Raw genomic sequence first — 18,918 nt, 5'->3', positions numbered from 1 at the left:
GCAGTCACCTCGGGCGCTCGTCGGCCTGACTGTGCCAGGAGCGCCACAGGTCCGCGTACGCCCCGTCGGCGGCCACGAGGTCGTCGTGGCTGCCGATCTCGGTGATCCGCCCGTCGGCCAGCACGGCGACCCGGTCGGCGTCGTGCGCGGTGTTGAGCCGGTGCGCGATGGCGATGACGGTCCGTCCGACCAGCACCGCGGCCAGCGCCCGTTCGGTACGGCGCGCGGTGCTCGGGTCGAGCGCGGCGGTCGCCTCGTCGAGGATCAGCGTGTGCGGGTCGGCGAGCACCAGCCGGGCCAGCGCGAGCTGCTGTGCCTCGGCCGCGCCGAGCTGCCGGGCCCCGTCGCCGAGCTGCGTGTCGAGCCCGTCGGGCAGCTCGGCGTACCAGTCGGCGCCCACTGTCGCCAGCGCGGCGCGCATCTGCTCGTCCGACGCGTCGGGCGCGGCGAAGGAGAGGTTGTCGCGCACCGAGCCGATGAAGACGTGGTGTTCCTGGGTGACAAGGGCGATGCGCCGTCGACGCTCGGCGGGGTCGAGGTCGGTGACCGGGCAACCGCCGATGCTGACCACGCCGTGGCGGGGAGCGTCGATCCCGGCCAGCAACCGGGCCAGGGTGGACTTGCCGGCGCCCGACGGACCGACGACGGCCAGCCGTTCACCCGGCTGCACCTCCAGGTCGATGCCGTGCAGCACGTCCGGCCCGCCGGAGTAGGAGAACCGCGCCCCGCGGACGACCACCCGTTCGCCCCGCGACGTGGCCGGCTGCCCGGGTGGCTCCGGCGGGACCATGCCGACGCCGAGCACCCGGGCGTACGACGCGAAACCGCGCTGCGCCTGCTCCGTCCACTGCAACAGCCGGTCCAACGGATCGATCGCCTGTTGCAGGTAGAGCGCGGCGGCGACCACCGCGCCGAGGGTGACCAGATCCCGGGAGAGCAGGTAGCCGCCGACGAGCAGCACCACTGCGATCGGCAGCGGGTAGCTGGCCTCGACTACCGAGAAGAACACCGTACGCAGCGCCAGGGTCGCCCGGCGGGCCTGCCACACCCGGGTGATCCGGGTGGTGCCGTGCCGGATCCGGTCGTCGGTCAGCCGCAGCGCCTCCACCGTGCGGGCGCCCTCGGCGGTGGTGGTGAGCGTCTCGGTCAACTCGGCCGCCGCCGCGCCCTCGGTGAGGTAGGCGGGACTGGCTCGCCGCAGGTACCAGCGGGTGACCGCCACGATCGACGGGAGCCCGGCCAGCGCCGCCAGACCGAGCAGCGGATGCAGCAGGAAAACCGCCCCGAACAGCAAGATCAACTGAACCGTGGCGATGACGATGGTGGGCACCACGTCGCGCACCGTGGTCCCGACCGTCGAGACGTCGACCGAGCTGCGGGTGGCCAGGTCGCCGGAGCCGGCGCGCTCGACGACCGAGACCGGCAGGCCGAGGGTCCGGGAGACGAACTCCTCCCGCAGCTCGGCGACGGCCCGTTCACCGAAGCGGTGGCCGGCGTACTGGGCGTAGCGGGAGAGCAGCGCGCTGACCAGGACACAACCGGCGATGGCCAGCGCCAGCCGGTCCACTGTGGCCACTCCGGCGCCCGCGGTGACGCGGTCGACGATGGTGCCCAGCAGCCACGGCGGGGCCAGGCCGGCGATCGCTGCCGCGCCGTGCAGCGCCAGCACGACGCCGACGGCCCGGCGGTGCCGGCTGATCATGTTCCGCAGGGCGCGCCGTACGGTGCGCCGGTCGGCCACCGGCAGCCGGCTCACCGGTAGACCTCCTCGGTGTCGGCGGGCTGGTCGAGATCCGCATCGCCCCGGGCCACCAGGTGCCGGTAGCCGGCGTCGGAATCCAGCAGGTCGGCGTGGCTGCCGGTGGTGATGCTCCGGCCGGCGCCCAGGTGTGCCACCAGGTCGGCCCGGCCGAGCAGCAGCGGCGACGTGGCGATCACCACTGTCGTCCGTCCGGCCCGGGCGACGCGTAACCGTTCGGCGATCCGCGCCTCGGTGTGCGCGTCCACCGCCGAGGTCGGGTCGACGAGGATCAGCACCTCCGGCTCGCTGAGCAGCGCCCGGGCCAGGCGCACCCGTTGGCGCTGACCGCCGGAGAGGGTCCGGGCCCGGGCGTCCAGCGGGGTGTCCAGCCCGGCGGGCAGGGCGTCGACGATGTCGTCCGCCGAGGCGGCATGCAGGGCTGCCCGGATCCGGCGATCGTCGCCCCCGGGGCACAGCACGTCCCGCAGGGTCCCGGCAAAGAGGTACGAGTCGTGGTCGGCGACCACGATCCGGGCGCGGACCTCGTCCAGGGCGACCCTGGCCAACGGCACGCCACCCCAGGTGGTGTCGCTGACGACGTAGCGGCCGAGCCGGTCGGCGAGCGCCACGGCCGCGGCCGGGTCGTCGGCGGCCACCCCGGTCAGCCGGCCGGCGGGCACGGTCAGGCCGGTCTCCGGGTCGTGCAGGTCGGCGGGGCCGGCCGGTGCGGCCAGGGCCCCCGGCTGGCGGGCGTCGCGCTGGCGGGGGTCGGGCACCGGGCCCGACCATCGCCGACCCGGGCCACCGACCTCGTCCGCTGTCACGTTGAGCAGGTCGGCGATCCGTCGGGCGGCGACCCTCCCCCGGATCAGCTGGTGGCTGCCCTCCAGCAGGAACCAGACCGGCACGATCAGAGTCGCCACGTAGCCGTAGACGGCGACCAGCTCGCCGATCGTGACGGCACCTGTCACCGCCATCCGAGCCGTCAGCCACACCACGGCGGCCAGGAACAACCCGGGGATGGCGACTGTCGCCGCGTCGATCCAGCTGTTCACCGCGCCGACCCGGTAACCCTCGGCGCGCAGGGCCTGGGACCTGGCCGCGTACCGCCGGGCGAACAGGTCCCGGCCGCCCACCCCGGCGAGCACCCGCAGCCCCGCCACGATGTCGCCGGAGCGGGCCGTGAGCGCGCCCTGCTGCCCGCGATAGACCGACTCGGCCCGTTCCAGCCGGCGCAGCAGCGGGCCGACGACCAGGCCGACCGCCGGCACTCCCAGCAGCACGCAGAGCGCCAGCAGCGGGGAGATCGACCAGAGCACCACGGCGATGATCCCGTACGCCACGATCGCGCCGACGCCCGGTCCGGTAAGCGTCAGCACCTGTGCGGCCCAGTCGATGTCGGAGCCGCCGATTGTGGACACCTCGCCCGCGCCGACCCGGCGCGGCAGCACCGCGCCGATCCGGGACAGGTGGCGCAGCAGCACCTCCGCCGAGCGCGCCTTGGCGTCCTCCCGGATGAAGGTCATCGTGCGGTGCCGCATGATGCCGAGGTAGGACAGGCCCACTCCCGCGACGATGATCGTCGCGATCCAGAGCGCCAGGGCGCGGGTGTCCCCGGCGCGCAGCCCGTCGTCGACGGCTCGGTAGATCAGGTAGGGCCGCGCCGACAGCCCGACCATCCAGGCCGTCCCGAACAGGCTGCCGCGCAGCACCCGCCACGGTTGGCAACGGACCAGCCACCACAGGTATCGCATCGGACCCCGCGTGTCGGGGGTGCCAGGATCGGAATGGGGGATTTGCGGGGGCACCTGACCACGCTACCGAGCAGCTCCGCCGCCCGACCGACCCATTTCCGGTGAGGTGCGCCTCCGTTTCTGTCGGGAGGGGGAGGCAGAATCACGTTCGTGCTGGTGGCGGTGGTGTCCGACGAGCGGGGTGGGGGCGTGCTGTGCCCGCTGGCTGCCGACGGGCGCCCGACCGGCCCGGCCGAGGTCGTCGTCGACCTGGCCGCCGCGGTCGCCGCCCGCGAGGCCGCCAAGCACCCGCGGTGGGTCTGGTCCACCGCCACTTCCGCCTACCCGCCGCTGCTGCGCGCCGGCGTCCGGGTCGACAGGTGTCACGACGTGGAGTTGACCGAGGCGTTGCTGCTCGGGCAGGCGGGCCGCTGGGGTGAGCCCCGCTCGCTGGCCGCGGCCTGGGCCCGGTTGACCGGCGCGCCGGTGCCGCCCGACCCGGCGCCGCGCGCCGCCGCACCTCCCGGGCACGGCCAGGGCGCGCTCTTCGACACGGTGCCCGGCCCGCCGGGCCCGGGCATCGAGGCACTGACCCGGGTGTACGCCGACCAGCTCGCCCGCATCGCCGCGACCGAGCACCCCGGCCGGTTCCGGTTGCTGGTGGCCGCCGAGTCGGCGGGCGCGCTGATCGCTGTGGAGATGGGTGCCGCCGGGTTGCCGTGGCGTGCCGACGTGCACGACGAGATCCTGCACGAGTTGCTCGGCGAGGCGTCCCCGGTCGGTGGCCCGCCCCGCCGGCTCGCCGAGCTGGCCGCCCGGATCGCCGACGCGTTCGGCGTCCGCCACCTGCACGCCGAGTCCCCGGCGGAGCTGCTGAAGGCCTTCGCCCGGGCCGGGGTGGAGCTGCCCAACACCCGGGCCTGGGTGCTGCGCGGGGTCGACCATCCGGCGGTGCCGCTGCTGTTGGAATACAAGGAGCTCTACCGGATCTGGACGGCGCACGGCTGGTCCTGGCTCGATCAGTGGGTGCGCGACGGGCGGTTCCGGCCGGAGTACGTGCCGGCCGGTGTGGTTTCCGGCCGCTGGGCGACCCGCGGCGGTGGCGCCTTGCAGATCCCGAAGGTGATCCGCCGGGCGGTGGTGGCCGATCCGGGCTGGCGGTTGGTGGTCGCCGACGCCGGCCAGTTGGAGCCGCGGGTGCTGGCGGCGGTGTCCGGCGACGCGCGGCTGGCGGCGGCCGGCGGAGCCGGCGACCTCTATGCCGCGCTGGCCCGCGACTCGTTCGGCGGCGACCGGGCCAAGGCCAAGGTGGCCCTGCTCGGCGCGATGTACGGGCAGACCGGCGGCGCGGCGGTGCCCGCGTTGGCGGTGCTGAAGCGCAGCTACCCGACGGCGTTCGGTTACGTCGAGGCGGCGGCGCGCACCGGCGAGGCGGGTGGGCTGGTGCGGTCGTGGTTGGGGCGGACGTGCCCGCCCGGTTCGGTGGGGTTCGGTGATCCCGACGACGCGCCCTCCGATCCGGACGGGGCGGCTGACCCACACGGTCCCCGGGCTCGTGCCGCGCGATCCCGGGGCCGGTTCACCCGCAACTTCGTCATCCAGGCGACCGCCGCCGAGTGGGCCGCCACCTTGCTTGCCACGCTGCGCACGGAGTTGGCCGGCAGCGACGCGCAGCTGGTCTTCTTCCAGCACGACGAGGTGGTCGTGCATGCGCCCGCCGCGCAGGCGGAGGCGGTCGCCGAGGCCGTCAGCCGGTGCGGCGAGCAGGCCTCCGCATTGCTGTTCGGTGTGACGCCGGTCCGGTTCCCGCTGGATCTGTCCATCGTGGAGTGTTACGCCGACGCGGCCTGACCCGCGCGGTTGCGCAGGTCGTCGGGGTGGGCCGCGTGGGGTGGAACCTCGCCGAGGGGGCCGACTCGGTTAGCCTCACCGCTGGCGTCGGATAGTCGTCGTCGCAACGGGGGAGGTGCGCCGTGGTTGCCGGAATCGCCCGTCACCTGGCTGGCATTGTCGTCGCCTGGTTGGTCTTCGTCGCCGAGGCGATAGTGGGCTACCTCGGGCTGCTGGCCTACACGTTGGCCACCGGTTCCGAGGTGGGCGGCCCACTGGCCGGGCCGATGCTCGTGTTGATCGCCGCCGTGCTCGGCGTGGCCCTGGTACCACTGCTCTTCCTGCCCTCGGTGGCGGTCGCGGAGCTGGCCAGCCGGCGGCGGGGGACCGGTCGGGTGGTGGCGGTGGCCGCGCCCGTCGCGGTCGTGCTGGCCGCCGGGTACGCGGTGGCCGGGGCGATCGCCACGCAGGTGCCCACCGGGTACGTGCCGCTTGTCGCGGCAGTCGCCGCGCTGCTCGTCCTCGCCCCGGTCGTGCTGTACGCGCTCACCGCCCGCGGCGTCGGCTGGATGGCCCGACGGGTGTCCCTGCGGTGGGGTGGCACGGCGGTCGCGCTGTCTCCCCAGGTGGGCTGACCGCCGCTCGACGGCCGCCGGGACTCCCGCCGGTCCACGACGCATCCTCGCCCGACCGCTCTGAGGGGAGCCGCCGGGCGTGTAACGGTTGTGCTATTTCTCCTTTTCGCCCCGCTACTCCCGGCCGGCCGTCCTCGTTGCAGTGTCCGTAGGAGGGGGCGGATCGGTAGCGGTCGCTCCCATGCGTGAGGGGGCACAGCTGAACGGGATCGCAGGAATGATCATCGCCGCAGGCGGGGGACGACGGATCGGTGGTCCCGAGGCGCTGCTGCACCAGGGCGAGAAGCCACTGGTCAACCAGATGATCGACACGATGACCGAGGCGGGCTGCGAGCAGATCGTGGTCGTGCTGGGTGCCGCCGCCGAGCAGGTCCGGGAGACCGCCGACCTGGGCGGCGTCACCGTCGTCATCAACAAGGCATGGGGCACCGGGGTCGGCTCCTCCATCCGGGCCGGCCTCGCGGCAATGGACGACGAGGGGATCGAGGCGGTGGTGGTGGTCCCGGTCGACATGCCGGGGCTGACCGCCGTGGCGGTCCGTCGGGTGGCCGCGCTGCCGTACCCCGACGTGCTGGTCTGCGCCACCTACGACGGGCTGCGCGGCTACCCGATGCTCTTCGGTCGTCGGCACTGGTCCGGCATCGCCACCCTGGCCAGCGCCGACGTGGGTGCCCGACCGTACCTGCTGGCACACAAGGACCAGATCGTCGACATCGCCTGCGACTCGGTGGCCGACGGCAGTCGGGTCGACACCCCGGCGCTGATGGAGCTCTACGGGCTCACCGTCCCGCCGCAGCGCGTCGAGGTGTAGCAGGCGTCGGCGACCAGCAGGTCACCGCGCCACCCGGGCCGCGCTCTCGTACGCCGCCGCTCGGGCGGTCACCTCCTGGCTGGCCCGGTCGGGATGGCCGCTGTCGAACGGCGGTTGTGGGTCGTACTCCATCCAGAGCTGAACGGCCCGCGCGGTCGTCCGGTCGGTCAGGAGTTCGACGAGTCTCAGCCCCATGTCGATGCCGCTCGACACGCCGGCCGCGGTGATGATCCGTGCGTCCAGTTCTTCGACGACCCGCTGGTTCGTCGGCTCGGCGCCGAAGCGGCTCAACTCCCGCGCCACCCGGTAGTGACTCGTCGCGCGCCGCCCCCGCAGCAGCCCGGCCGCGCCGAGGAGAATCGAGCCGGAACAGACGGAGGTGGTGAACGTCGTCGTCTCGTGGATCCGCCTGATCCAGCCCGGTAGTGGTCCGGCCAGGGCCTGGACGGTCCCCGGTCCTCCCGGGACGACGAGAACGTCGGTCGCCATCACGTCGTCGAACCCGGACTCGGCCACCAGTGAGGCCGCTCCGCAGTCGTCCCGGACGGGGCCGGGGAGTTCGGCGACCAGGGTCACCTCGATGCCCGGAGTGAGGGCCAACGGCTGGTAGACGCCGATGACGTCCAGCGCGGTGAAACGCTCGTACAGCGGGATGACGACCTGGGTCAACAGAGGCTCCTACTCGGGTGGGTTGCGGTCAGCGGGTCGAGAAGCGTTCGCGAAAAGCGCCAGGGGTGGTGCCGAGCCGATCGCCGAAAATCCGCCGCAGCGACTCGGCGGATCCGAATCCCGCCCTGGCCGCCACGGCGTCGAGACCCAGGTCGGACTGCACCAGCAGGCGTTTGGCCGCCTCCAGGCGCAGTTCGGCGAGGTAGCGCCCGACGGTGAGTCCCGTCTCCCGGGCGAAGAGCCGCTGAAAGTGCCGGGGTGACATGGCGAACCGCGCGGCAAGGTCGTCGACCCGATGTGTCGCGGCCGGATCGGCGTCGAGAACCCGCTGAACGGCGGCGATCCGCTTCTCTGTGGCGCGTTCCAACCACACCGGGCCGGAGAACTGCGCCTGCTGGCCGGGCCGGTGCAGGAACATCACCAGCCAGCGGGCGATCTCCTGGGCGACTCGTGCCCCGTGGTCGGCCGCTACGACGGCAAGTGCCAGATCGATTCCTGCCGTGACCCCACCCGAGGTCCAGACCGGGCCGTCGTGCACGTAGAGGGCGTCGTGGTCGACGGTGAGGTCGCAGAACCGCCGACCGAGGGCCCTGGACAGCGACCAGTGGGTGGTCACCCTGCGACCGCCCAGCAACCCGGCCCGCGCGCACAGGAACGCCCCCGAGCAGATCGACAACAACCGGGTGGGGCGGCACCGCCGCAGCCAGGCGACGAGGTCGGCGTGTTCGTCCTCGGCCGCCGCCGCAGCGCCGCCGGGCACGACGAGGGTGCCGGAGCTGACGGGCTCTGCCAGCGCGTCGGCCACCATCACGAGGCCGCTTTCGGACGCGACAGCGCCCTGCCTGCCCGCCAGCCTCAGGTCGTACGCGGGGCGCTCACCGTGCGCCGCCCGGTACCGGTTCGCCCCCGTCAGGACCTCCCACGGCCCGGTCACGTCGAGGGACTGCATGCCCGGGAAGGCGACAACTGTGACGTGCTCAACCATGCCCCGAGTCTGCCGACGCAGCCATCGTGGCGCCATGACGCCGTTGCCACGGAAAGTGACACGGCGGTGGACGCCCCGGTCCGGGTTGAAGCGTCCTAACCCGGCGGTGACCGTCGGTCACCTTCGTGGGATCGGTTGCGGCGGTGAGCGGTATACCTGAGGGTCATGTTCATACCCCTGAGGTAAACCGCTCACCGGCACATCGAGAGGGCGGGCAGCCACAGCGGATGGCGAGAGCCCTCCGGTCAGTCCTGCGCCGAGTCGAGCTTTCCGGTGGCGGCGAGCCGCTGGTACCAGTGGGCGCTGTCCTTCCAGATGCGCTCCTGGGTGTCGTAGTCGACCCGGATGATCCCGAAACGGCGGTCGTAGCCGTAACCCCACTCGAAGTTGTCGAGCAGCGACCAGACGAAGTAACCGCGCACGTCCGCGCCCTGCGCGCGGGCGTCGGCCATCGCGCCGATGTGCCGACGCAGGTAGTCGATCCGCCGGTCGTCGTGGATCCGCCCGTCGGCCGACACCACGTCGTCGAACGCCGCACCGTTCTCGGTGATCATCATCGGCTGGCTGGGGTATTCGCGGTGCAGGCGCAGCAGCAGTTCGGTAAGGGCCGGCGGGTCGATGTTCCAACCCATCGCCGTGTACGGGCCGGGCTGCGGCAGGAAGTCGACGTCGTCCGCGGCGACCCACGGCGTCGAGGCCGACGCACCGTGCCCGTCGGCGTCGGAGCGGGCCGACACGCCGTCCCACGCCCGGACCAGGGTGCTGGAGTAGTAGTTGACCCCGAGCACGTCCAGCGGCACCGCGATCAGCTTCTCGTCACCGGCACGCACGAACGACCAGTCGGTGACGGACGCGGTGTCGGCCAGCAGGTCGGCCGGGTATTCCCCGTCGAGCATCGGGCCGAGGAACGCACGGTTGGCCAACGCGTCGATCCGCCGCACCGCGTCCTGGTCCGCCGCCGAGTCCGAGGCGCCCCGGATGACGTGCAGGTTCAACGTCACCGACAGCTCGGCGGCGGGCGCCAGCTCCCGGACCACCCGACCGGCCAGGCCGTGCGCCAGGTTGAGGTGGTGCACCGCGGCCAGTGCCGCCGCCGGCTCGGTCCGACCCGGCGCGTGCACCCCGGAGGCGTAGCCCAGGTACGCCGAGCACCACGGCTCGTTGAGCGTCGTCCAGGTGTGCACCCGGTCGCCAAGCGCGCCGACGATGCCGGCCGCGTACTCCTGGAAGCGCAGCGCGGTCTCCCGGGACGCCCAGCCGCCAGCGTCCTCCAACTCCTGCGGCAGGTCCCAGTGGTACATCGTGGCCACCGGCTGGATGCCCCGTTCCAGCAGACCGTCCACCAGCCGTGCGTAGAAGTCGATGCCGGCCTGGTTGAAGCGGCCCGAACCGCCCGGCTGCACCCGCGGCCAGGCGATGGAGAACCGGTACGCGCTGAGCCCCAGGTCGGCGACGTGCCCGAGGTCGTCGGCCCACCTGTGGTAGTGGTCGGCAGCCACGTCGCCGGTGTCACCGTTCAACGTCCGACCCGGCGTGTGGCTGTAGGTGTCCCAGATGGACGGTCCGCGCCCGTCCTCGGTGACCGCACCCTCGATCTGGTACGCCGCCGTCGCGGACCCCCAGACGAAGCCTTCCGGGAAGTGGTGTTGCGTCATCGTTGCGTCCCCTGGATCTCGCAGCTGTAGCCCGTCGAGGTGCCGGCGACCAGTTCGACACTGGCCGTCGCCGCCTCGTAGCGCACGTCGAACTCGGCGCCCGGCCCGTCCCCGGGTGACGGTACCCGTACCCGGGTCCGCTGCCCCTCGGCCGGTGCGTACAGCCGTAGCCGCACATCGTCGGCCCACTCGTAGTCGGGTCGGTCGGTGCGGGAGCCGAACGGGATGACCGCGCCGGGCCGGGCCAGCACCGGCAGGCTGTCGATCGCGTGTTTCTCGGTGACCCACGCCGGACCGGTGACCTGAGCGCCGCTGACCAGGTGCGTCCAGGTGCCGGCCGGCACGTAGTAGGTGACGGTGCCGTCGGCGCTCAACACCGGTGCGACAAGGACGTCGGGGCCGAGCATGTACTGCCGGTCCAGGTGCGCCGTGGCCGGATCGTCCGGGAACTCCAGGAACATCGGGCGCATCACCGGCGTACCGTTGCGGTGCGCCTCCTGCGCGGCGGCCGCCAGGTACGGCATCAGGCCGAGCTTGAGCCGGGTGAAGTGGCGCAGCACGTCGACGGCCTCCTCGTCGAACGCCCACGGCACCCGGTACGACCCCGAGCCGTGCAGCCGGGAGTGCGAGGAGAGCAACCCGAAGGCGACCCACCGCTTGAACACCGTCGGATCGGGGGTGCCCTCGAAGCCGCCGATGTCGTGGCTCCAGTAGCCGAAGCCGGACGCGGCCAGGGACAACCCGCCGCGCAGCGACTCGGCCATCGCGACGAACGTCGCCTCGCAGTCGCCACCCCAGTGCACCGGGAACTGCTGGCCGCCGGTGGTGGCCGAGCGGGCGAACAGCACCGCCTCGCCCTCGCCGCGTTCGGTCTCCAGCAACTCGAAGACCGCCTTGTTGTAGAGGTAGGAGTAGTAGTTGTGCATCCGCTGCGGGTCCGAACCGTCGTGCCAGACCACGTCGGTCGGGATGCGCTCACCGAAGTCGGTCTTGAAGCAGTCGACGCCCATGTCGAGCAGCGCCTTGAGCTTGCCGGTGAACCAGCGCACCGCGTCCGGGTTGGTGAAGTCGACGAGCGCCATGCCGGCCTGCCACTTGTCCCACTGCCAGACCGAACCGTCCGGGTTGCGGACCAGGTAACCGGCCTCGCGCCCCTCCTCGAACAGGTACGACCGCTGCGCGATGTACGGGTTGATCCAGACGCACACCTTCAGGTCACGCTCGTGCAGCCGGCGCAGCATCCCCTCCGGGTCCGGGAAGGTCGCCGGGTCCCAGACGAAGTCGACCCAGTGGAACTGGCGCATCCAGAAGCAGTCGAAGTGGAACACCGACAGCGGCAGCCCGCGTTCGGCCATCCCGTCGACGAACTCGGTGACGGTCTTCTCGTCGTACGAGGTGGTGAACGAGGTGGACAGCCACAGCCCGTACGACCAGGCGGGGATCCGGGCCGGGCGGCCGGTGAGCGCTGTGTAGCGGCGCAGCACGTCCTTCGGTGTGGGCCCGTCGATGACGTAGTAGGTGAGCGACTGACCCTCGACGCTGAACTGGGTCTGCGCGACCACCTCGGAGCCGACCTCGAACGACACGTGCTCCGGGTGGTCCACGAACACCCCGTAGCCGGCGCTGCTCAGATAGAACGGCACGTTCTTGTACGCCTGTTCGCTGGCGGTGCCCCCGTCGGCGTTCCAGATGTCGACGGTCTGCCCGTTCTTCACGAACGGGCCGAAGCGCTCACCCAACCCGTACACCGTCTCACCGACGCCCAGGGCGAGCCGCTCGTGTACGTGCCGGCGGCCCTCGCCGTCGGTGACGACGCCGATGCTGCGCTCGGTGGACGCGGTGACGAGCCGGTCGCCGTGCCGGAACTCGACCCGCCAGCCGTCGATGAGCGCGACCCGCGCGGTCAACTCGCCGGTGGTCAACGTCGCGCTGATCCCGGTGATGTCGACAGCGACCGGGTGCGTCTCGTCGGTGTTCAGCCCGAAGTGCGGCTCGCGGGGCAGCCCACCGGTGTGGTGGGCGATGGTCACCCCGATGACGCCGGGGGCGGGGGAGAAGAACCGGACGGTGACCACGGGTCGGTTGAGGGTGGCGCCGCGACCGGTGAGCTGGCCGGTCGGCGCGAAGACGGTGAAGCCGCGCTCGTCCGGCTCGACCGACTCCACGACGCCGGGGCGCAGGACGCTTACCCCGGGACGCAGTTGCCAGTACCCGTCGGTGAACTTCACTTCTCGGCTCCTGCCGTGATGCCGCGCGCCAGAGTGCGCTGGAAGATGAGGAAGAAGAGGATGGCCGGTACCAGGCTGATCAGCGCGCCGGCGTTGGTGGTCGGCGCGTCCATCAGCCGGTCGCCCTGCAACGACGCGAGCGCGACCGGGATGGTCTGCGTCTGGTTGTCGATGAGCATGACCAGCGGGATGAGGAACTCGTTCCAGGTCCAGATGAAGAAGAAGATGAGCAGCACCGACAGGGTGGGGCGCAGGTTGGGGAAGACCACCCGCCACAACACCGTCCACTTGCCCGCGCCGTCGAGCGCCGCCGCCTCCAGCAGCGAGCGGGGGAACGTGCCCAGCACCGAGGCGAGCAGGTACGTGCCGAACGCGCTCTGGATCACCGTGAAGATGATGATCACCGCGAGTCGGGTGTTGTAGAGCCCGACCTCCTTGGCCGCGTAGTACAGCGGGTAGATCAGCGCCTCCTGCGGCAGCATGTTGGCGAGCAGGAAGAGACCGACGATCCAGAGCCGGCCGCGGACCCGGCCAATGCCCAGGGCGTACGCGTTGAGCAGCGAGACGGCGACGCCGAGCACTGCCACGCAGCCGGCGATGAGCGCCGAGTTCCAGAGCTTGAGCGGGAAGTCGACAGCGGTCCAGTACGTGCGCAGACCCTTTGTGTAGAACTCCGTCGGCCAGCTCAACGGGCCACCCGAGGAGTAGTCGCCCGGCGACTTGAACGCGTTGAGCAGCATGAACGCGAACGGCACGAGCATGACCAGCGCGCCGAGGACGACCAGGGCGAGCACCACCCAGCGGCTGACGCCACGGTGGTGCCGATCGGGTACGTGCCGACGTGGCGCGACCGGCGCGGTGCTCGGTGTGAGCGTGACAGCCATGTCAGATCCCCCGGTCCCGGCGTTCGCTGCGCGCCTGCATCCAGATGAAGACCACTGCCACCACGACGATGATCAGGGTCAGCACCGTGGAGATCGCGGAGCCGTAGCCGACCTGCAACTTCTTGAAGAACGTGTAGTACGCGAAGTAGCTCGGCACGTTTGTCGCGTTGTCCGGGCCGCCCCGGGTCAGGGCGAAGATCGGCCCGAACACCTTCAGCGCGGCGATGGTGCAGGTGAGCGCCACCACGAACGTCTCCGGCCGGATCTGCGGGAGGGTGATCGCCCGGAACCGGTGCAGCCAGTTCGCGCCGTCGACCTCGGCCGCCTCGTACAACTCGGGGTCGACCCGCTGGAGCGCGGCCATGAAGACGACCACCGGGTAGCCGATCTGCACCCAGATCATCACCGCCATCACGGCCGGCAGGGCGGTGCCCGGGTCACCGAGCCAGTCGTGGCGCAGCGCGCCGAGACCTACCGCGTCGAGCAGACTGTTGAACGCCCCGTCGGGGCGCAGGATCCAGCCCCAGACGATGCCGGCCACCACGACGGGCAGCACCTGCGGGAGGTAGAACGCGGCCCGCAGCGCGGCGGCGGTGCGCGGCTTGAACCGGCGACCGATGACGTCGAAGAGCACCGCGGCGAGCAGCAGCCCGAGCACTGTGGGCACCACCACCATCGCGACGATCATCCAGACGGTGTTGCGGAACGACGCCCAGAACACGTCGTCCTGGAAGAGTTGCCGGTAGTTGTCCAGGCCGACCCACCGGGGGTCGCCGATGCCGGACCACTTGGTGAGCGACAGGTAGAGGGTGCCCACCAGCGGAACGCCGATGACCAGGATGAAGAGCACCACTCCGGGGAGCAGGTAGAGCCAGTACGCCGCGTTGCGGCCGCGGCGTCCGCGGCGGGGCGCGGGCGGGGTGGGCGTCGCGGCCGGTGGTGTGGCGGCGACGGTCTCGGAGACTGCCATGGAAGATCCTTCCCGGCGGGGCGGGCGGGCGCGCCGGTCGTGCCGGTCGCGCCCGCCGCTCGCCGTGTCACTTGCCGGTGATCTCCTTGACGCCGTCGGCGTACGGCTTGGCGATCGTGTCGAGGACCTGGTCGGGCGACTTGGAGCCGTTGATCAGGGCCTGGAAGCCGGAGACCAGCACGTCGTAGTAGCCGGGCACCGGCCAGTCCGGGTAGAAGGCGAGCCCGTCCTGCTTGCTCACGGTGTTGAAGTCCTCGATCAGCTTGCGGTCCTTCGGGTCGCTGATCTTCGACGCGTCCGCGGCGATCGGGACACCACCGTTGTTGCCGATCAGGTCCTGGATCTCCGGACGCAGCGTGATGTCGATGAAGTCGTACGCCAGGCTCTTGGCCTTGCTGTTCTCCGGCACCACCCAGAGGTTGCCGGAGGAGCCGGCCTGCAGGGTGTTGCCGGGGAAGAGGAAGGTGTCCCAGTTGGCCTTCATCTCGGTCTTGAACCGGCCGTACCACCAGCTACCCGAGACGATCATCGGAACCTTGCCGCCGATGAAGGCGGTGCCCATGTCCTCGGCCTTGAGGCTTGCCGAGTTCTTCGCGACGTAGCCCTTCTGCACCCACTGGGCGAAGGTCTCCGCGCCGTACTTGAGCGGGCCGGCCTTGAAGTCGACAGGGTTCTTGTAGAGCTGGTAGTTGTCGACGAACTGCCGGTCGCCCTTGGAGAGGGCGAGCTGGTAGAAGAGCTGCCCGGCCGGGTACTCGGCACCGGCCATGCCCAGCGGGGTGATGCCCTTGCCGACGAAGGTGTCCATCGCGGCGGTCATCTCCGCCAGGGTGGTCGGGACCTTGACGCCGTTGCTCTGGAACAGGTCCTTGTTGTAGTAGACAGTGACGTACTCGCCGTAGTTCGGCACACCGAACCACTTGCCCGAGCCCATCACACCCTTGTCGCTGTACCGGGCGGTGGTCTGCAGGCTGGGGCTGAGCTTGCCGGCCCAGCCGCGCTTGTCGGCCTCCGCGCTCAGGTCGGAGAGCAGGCCCTGGGTGGAGAGCAGGCCGGCGGTGGCGTTGCCCTTGTTGTACTCCATGATGTCCGGGCCCTCGGACGAGTTGATGATCATGCCGGCGTTCTGCTGGATCTGCTCGAACGCCTTACGCTCGAAGCGCACCTCGACGCCCGGGTGCTCGTCCTTGAAGATCTCGATGGCCCGGTTCCAGCCGACCCCCATGGCACTGTTCTCGCTCTCGTAGTGCCAGAGCTTGAGGACCTTGGCGTCACTGTCGTCACCGTTGTCGCCACCGCCGCAGGCGGCCAGGGTGGTCGTCGCGGTCGCCGCCAGGGCGAGCGCGGCGACGATCCGGCGGAATCGTTGCATTACCATCCTCCTCGTTGAGTATCTAGCCGGTACTTCACGAGGCCCGTCGTCGCGTTGCCGCGCGGCGGCGGGCCGTTCCTACCTGTCAGCCCCCATGGGTTGGCGGCTTCGTGGCGCGGCCGTCGAACCCCGGATCTCCAGCGAGCACGGCAGCAGTTGCTGGTGCAGCCGATTACCGGCGCCATCCAGGTGACGCACCAGCGCCTCGATCGCGATCCGACCCAGTGTCGAACCGGGTGACGTCATCGCGGTCAGCGCCGGGGTCGCCAGTTCGGCCACCTGCGGCGAGGTGACCATCGAAACGACGGAGACGTCGTCGGGCACCGACAACCCCCGGCCGGTCAGCTCGCCGAGAATGCCGAAGATCGCGGTCTCGTTCATGGCCAGCACGGCGGTCAGCTCCGGGGCCCGCGCGAACGCGTCGGCCAGGGCGGCACGACCGCCGGCGGCGCTGTCCTCCGCCGTGATCATCACGGGGTCGAGGCCGTGCCCGGTCATCGCCGCGACGAAGGCGTCCCGGGTCCGCAGCGCCGGCCCGTACCCGCTGGCCACCGTCGCGGCCGAGTGGTTGACGTAGACGATCCGCCGGTGCCCGAGACCAACCAGGTGTGCGACGGCCTCCCGGACGGTCTGGTCGAAGTCGATGTCGACGTAGGAGAGCGCGCTGGTGTCGCCCGTCCGACCGATCAACACGAGCGGTACGCCGGCCTCCTGGAGCACGGTGACCCGCTCGTCGGCGAGCTGAACCTCCATCAGCACGACGCCGTCGAGCATCCGCTGGGTGGCCAGCCGCCGCAGGTCGTCCAGGTCGCCACCGCCGACCGGCGAGAGCACCAGGTGGTAGCCGGCCGCGCTGGCCGCCGAGGCGGCGCCGGTGACGAAGGCCGTTTCGGTGGCGCCGAGGCCGCGCTCGTCCATCGGCATCAGCAGGCCGAGGATCCGACTGCGCCGGCTGGCCAGGCCACGGGCCATCGCGTTGGGTTGGTACTGCAACTCCGCCATCGCGGCGAGCACCTTGTCCCGGGTGGCCTGGGAGATCGGCCGGGCGCCGGTGAGCACGTACGAGACGGTGCTCACCGAGACCTGCGCGAGGCGGGCGACGTCGTGCATGGTTGCCACGCGTACCTCCTCTGGCCGGCGGCGGGACCGCGTCCACAGCTTCGTCGAAACGCTTCGTCGAAGCGGTTCGACAGGACGCTAGGCCACCTGTTACGGCGACGTCAATAGCGGATGTCGAAAAGAATTCGCCTCGCGCCTCGCGCCTCGCGCCTCGCGCCTCGCGGTTCAAGATCGCGCTTGATCCTGGATGTAGTTCCCTCTGTCTTTTCGGATGCCACTGCATCCAGGATCGAGCACGATCTTGAGGTGGGTGTGGGTGTGGGTGTGGGTGTGGGTGTGGGTGTGGGTGTGGGTGTGGGTGTGGGTGTGGACGTGATCTGCGGGCCTCGCGGTTCAAGATCGCGCTCGATGCTGGATGTAGTTCCCTCTGTCGTTCTGGAGGCCACTGGATCCGGGATCGAGCACGATCTTGGGCGCGGGGCGCGGGGCGCGGGGCGCGGGGCGCGGGGCGCGGGGGGCGCGGGATGGCTTGGCCTCGTTGAGCGGGGGCTCCTGGGCGGGGGCGTGTGGGATGGGGGGCGAGTGCGGGGGCGTCAGGGGAGGCCGAAGAGGGCGGCGGCGTTGTTCCAGCAGACTGCGCGGAGCCAGTCGTCGCCCAGGTCCAGGCGGGCCAGTCCGGTCAGTTGGTCGGCGTACGGGTAGGGGATGTTGGGAAAGTCGCTGCCGAGGAGCACTTTGCCGGCCAGCCCCAACTCGCGCAGCCGGGGCAGCTCGGCTCTGGGGAAGGGGGCGAACCTGTCGAGAAACGGCGTGAACGCCATTGTGGTGTCCAGCCGGACCTGTTCGTACGTCTCGCTGAGGTCCAGGAACTCCCGGTAGTCGGGGGCGCCGAGGTGTGCCACCACCGCGGGCAGCCGAGGGTGGCGGGCGAGCAGGGCGGCGAACGGGTCGGGGCCGGTGTGTGCGATCCCGACCGGGGCGTGCCCGGCGTGTACGACCACCGGTACGCCCGCGTCGGACAGCATCCCCCACACCTGGTCCAACGCCGGGTCGGTCGGCGCGAAGTTGCCGACCTGGATGTGCACCTTGAAGACCCGGGCGCCGCCGGCCAGTGCCGCCGCCACGTAGCTGGGGGCGTCCGCCTCGGGGAAGAAGGTGGCCGAGGGCAGGCAGCCGGGGGTGTCGCGGGCGAATTCAAGTGTCCAGCGGTTGAGTTCGACTGCCATGCCCGGCCGGTGGGCGTACGCCAGGGCGCTGAATGCCACGACTCCCAGCCGGCGCAGGTGCGCGACCCGGTCGGCGTCGCTCCACCGGTACCTGATCGGCCACTCGGTGCCGACCAGCGGCCCGGCCGCGTCGAAGTACGCCCAGACCCGGCGCATCAGCCGTGGGGGCAGGAAGTGCACGTGTACGTCGGCCAGCCCGGGGAGCCCCAGCGCGCGCCAGAACGCCGGCACCTCGTCGTCGGCCGCTGGCGGTGACGCGACAGCTGGATCGGTCATACCTCGATGTCGAACCGGCTCAGCACCGAGGGCGCGATCAGGCCGATGGTGGCGAGCGCGGAGACGATTGTCAGTGCGATGCGCATCCCGACCACCTCGGCCTTGCTGCCGACCCGCAGGGCGATCTTGTTCGGTAGGCCGATCATCATCCACATCCGCCGCTTGATCGGGATCGGCCAGAGGATCGGCACACCCGCTCGGGTGATCATGTCACCGAGGATGTGCACGAAGCAGCCAACGCCCAGGGCCGTCCCGATGAGCGGATAGCCGCGACCACCCGGCAGGTTCGCATAGGTGAACCAGGCGGCCCCGGCCGACGCGAGGGTGATGATGACCCACCCGGCGCGTTCGGCCCACTCGTCGAACAGCCCGCGCAGCGCGAGGCCGAACATGAAGAACAGGATGGTGATGACCGCCCACTTGCCGTACGCCGCGCAGAGCGCGGTGGTGCCCCAGCCGACGAGCACGGTGAACGGCAGGGTGTGGGTGAGCGTCCGGTGTCCGTTGTTGCGACGGGGGTCCTTGCTGAGCTTCGTGGCGTAGTAGACCCCGAGTGAGATCTTCTCCATCACCTCGGCGGCGAAGAGCGAGAAGACGCCGAAGGTGCGGGCTACCGTGGCTCCACCCTGGTTCTTCGTCACCTTGCCCGACATGTCGAGGTCGGGAAAGAGTGCCCCGCCCGCACACACCGCGGTGCCCACCGCCAACGCGAGTGGCGACTGGTGATAGTCGGCGAACTGGTCCAGTGCCCAGGACCCGGCCAACCACGCCGCCGCGCCGGACAGCGCGTGTTGCGGTCCCATCATCTCGGCTCACCCTCCCCAGGGATCTTGAGCGCCCAAAA

15 protein-coding genes are annotated in these 18,918 nt (G+C 71.2%); 3 read left to right on the top strand and 12 right to left on the bottom strand.

Features of this window, described 5'->3' with window-relative positions; all coding sequences use genetic code 11:
- Positions 1-4: 4 nt before the first annotated feature.
- The gene (locus AB0B85_RS14730) at positions 5-1,702 is read right to left on the bottom strand and encodes an ABC transporter ATP-binding protein (RefSeq protein WP_357407365.1); all 1,698 of its coding nucleotides are present in this window, start codon (positions 1,700-1,702) and stop codon (positions 5-7) included.
- Between the two features lie 50 nt (positions 1,703-1,752).
- On the bottom strand, positions 1,753-3,495 hold the full coding sequence (locus AB0B85_RS14725) for an ABC transporter ATP-binding protein (RefSeq protein ID WP_357407316.1): 1,743 nt from the start codon (positions 3,493-3,495) through the stop codon (positions 1,753-1,755).
- A gap of 120 nt (positions 3,496-3,615) precedes the next feature.
- Here AB0B85_RS14725 and AB0B85_RS14720 point away from each other — a divergent pair, with 120 nt between their 5' ends.
- The 3 genes from AB0B85_RS14720 (at position 3,616) to AB0B85_RS14710 (ending at position 6,750) form a co-directional block, all read left to right on the top strand.
- Positions 3,616-5,325: a bifunctional 3'-5' exonuclease/DNA polymerase gene (locus tag AB0B85_RS14720; RefSeq protein ID WP_357407363.1), complete on the top strand. Its 1,710-nt coding sequence runs from the start codon at positions 3,616-3,618 to the stop codon at positions 5,323-5,325.
- A gap of 122 nt (positions 5,326-5,447) precedes the next feature.
- The gene (locus AB0B85_RS14715) at positions 5,448-5,939 is read left to right on the top strand and encodes a hypothetical protein (RefSeq protein WP_357407315.1); all 492 of its coding nucleotides are present in this window, start codon (positions 5,448-5,450) and stop codon (positions 5,937-5,939) included.
- 217 nt (positions 5,940-6,156) lie between these two features.
- Entirely contained in the window at positions 6,157-6,750 is a 594-nt protein-coding gene (locus AB0B85_RS14710) for a nucleotidyltransferase family protein (RefSeq protein ID WP_357407313.1), read from the top strand.
- A 21-nt stretch (positions 6,751-6,771) separates the two neighbouring features.
- On the opposite strand, the gene AB0B85_RS14705 is transcribed toward AB0B85_RS14710, so the two are convergent.
- The 10 genes from AB0B85_RS14705 to AB0B85_RS14660 all read right to left on the bottom strand — a co-directional run bounded on the left by AB0B85_RS14705 (position 6,772) and on the right by AB0B85_RS14660 (position 18,880).
- Complete coding sequence (locus AB0B85_RS14705) at positions 6,772-7,419, bottom strand: DJ-1/PfpI family protein (protein WP_357407311.1); 648 nt, start codon at positions 7,417-7,419, stop codon at positions 6,772-6,774.
- Between the two features lie 28 nt (positions 7,420-7,447).
- Positions 7,448-8,404 carry a helix-turn-helix domain-containing protein gene (locus AB0B85_RS14700; RefSeq protein WP_357407309.1) on the bottom strand — a complete coding sequence of 319 codons (957 nt, stop codon included), beginning with the start codon at positions 8,402-8,404 and terminating at the stop codon, positions 7,448-7,450.
- A gap of 245 nt (positions 8,405-8,649) precedes the next feature.
- A complete protein-coding gene (locus AB0B85_RS14695; RefSeq protein WP_357407307.1) occupies positions 8,650-10,059 on the bottom strand; it encodes a GH1 family beta-glucosidase in 1,410 nt (469 codons plus the stop codon).
- Positions 10,056-12,287, bottom strand: a complete 2,232-nt coding sequence (yicI, locus tag AB0B85_RS14690) for an alpha-xylosidase (RefSeq protein ID WP_357407305.1) — start codon at positions 12,285-12,287, stop codon at positions 10,056-10,058. Before yicI ends, AB0B85_RS14695 begins: the two co-directional genes overlap by 4 nt.
- A complete protein-coding gene (locus AB0B85_RS14685) occupies positions 12,284-13,171 on the bottom strand; it encodes a carbohydrate ABC transporter permease (protein WP_357407303.1) in 888 nt (295 codons plus the stop codon). Before AB0B85_RS14685 ends, yicI begins: the two co-directional genes overlap by 4 nt.
- A 1-nt stretch (position 13,172) precedes the next feature.
- The gene (locus AB0B85_RS14680) at positions 13,173-14,141 is read right to left on the bottom strand and encodes a sugar ABC transporter permease (RefSeq protein ID WP_357407301.1); all 969 of its coding nucleotides are present in this window, start codon (positions 14,139-14,141) and stop codon (positions 13,173-13,175) included.
- A 67-nt stretch (positions 14,142-14,208) separates the two neighbouring features.
- Positions 14,209-15,513, bottom strand: a complete 1,305-nt coding sequence (locus AB0B85_RS14675; protein ID WP_357407299.1) for an extracellular solute-binding protein — start codon at positions 15,511-15,513, stop codon at positions 14,209-14,211.
- A gap of 78 nt (positions 15,514-15,591) precedes the next feature.
- The gene (locus AB0B85_RS14670) at positions 15,592-16,623 is read right to left on the bottom strand and encodes a LacI family DNA-binding transcriptional regulator (RefSeq protein WP_357407361.1); all 1,032 of its coding nucleotides are present in this window, start codon (positions 16,621-16,623) and stop codon (positions 15,592-15,594) included.
- A gap of 542 nt (positions 16,624-17,165) precedes the next feature.
- Positions 17,166-18,074: an amidohydrolase family protein gene (locus AB0B85_RS14665; RefSeq protein ID WP_357407297.1), complete on the bottom strand. Its 909-nt coding sequence runs from the start codon at positions 18,072-18,074 to the stop codon at positions 17,166-17,168.
- Positions 18,071-18,880 (bottom strand): metal-dependent hydrolase, encoded by an 810-nt coding sequence (locus tag AB0B85_RS14660; RefSeq protein WP_357407295.1) that lies wholly within the window; start codon positions 18,878-18,880, stop codon positions 18,071-18,073. The genes AB0B85_RS14665 and AB0B85_RS14660 overlap by 4 nt, the downstream gene beginning before the upstream one ends.
- Positions 18,881-18,918: the final 38 nt, after the last annotated feature.

It is taken from the genome of Micromonospora sp. NPDC049044, from assembly GCF_040649215.1.
In the GTDB taxonomy this organism is placed as follows: Bacteria; Actinomycetota; Actinomycetes; order Mycobacteriales; family Micromonosporaceae; genus Micromonospora.
The sequence above is the reverse complement of the archived record's forward strand: the minus strand, read 5'-3'. Positions and strand labels throughout refer to the sequence as shown.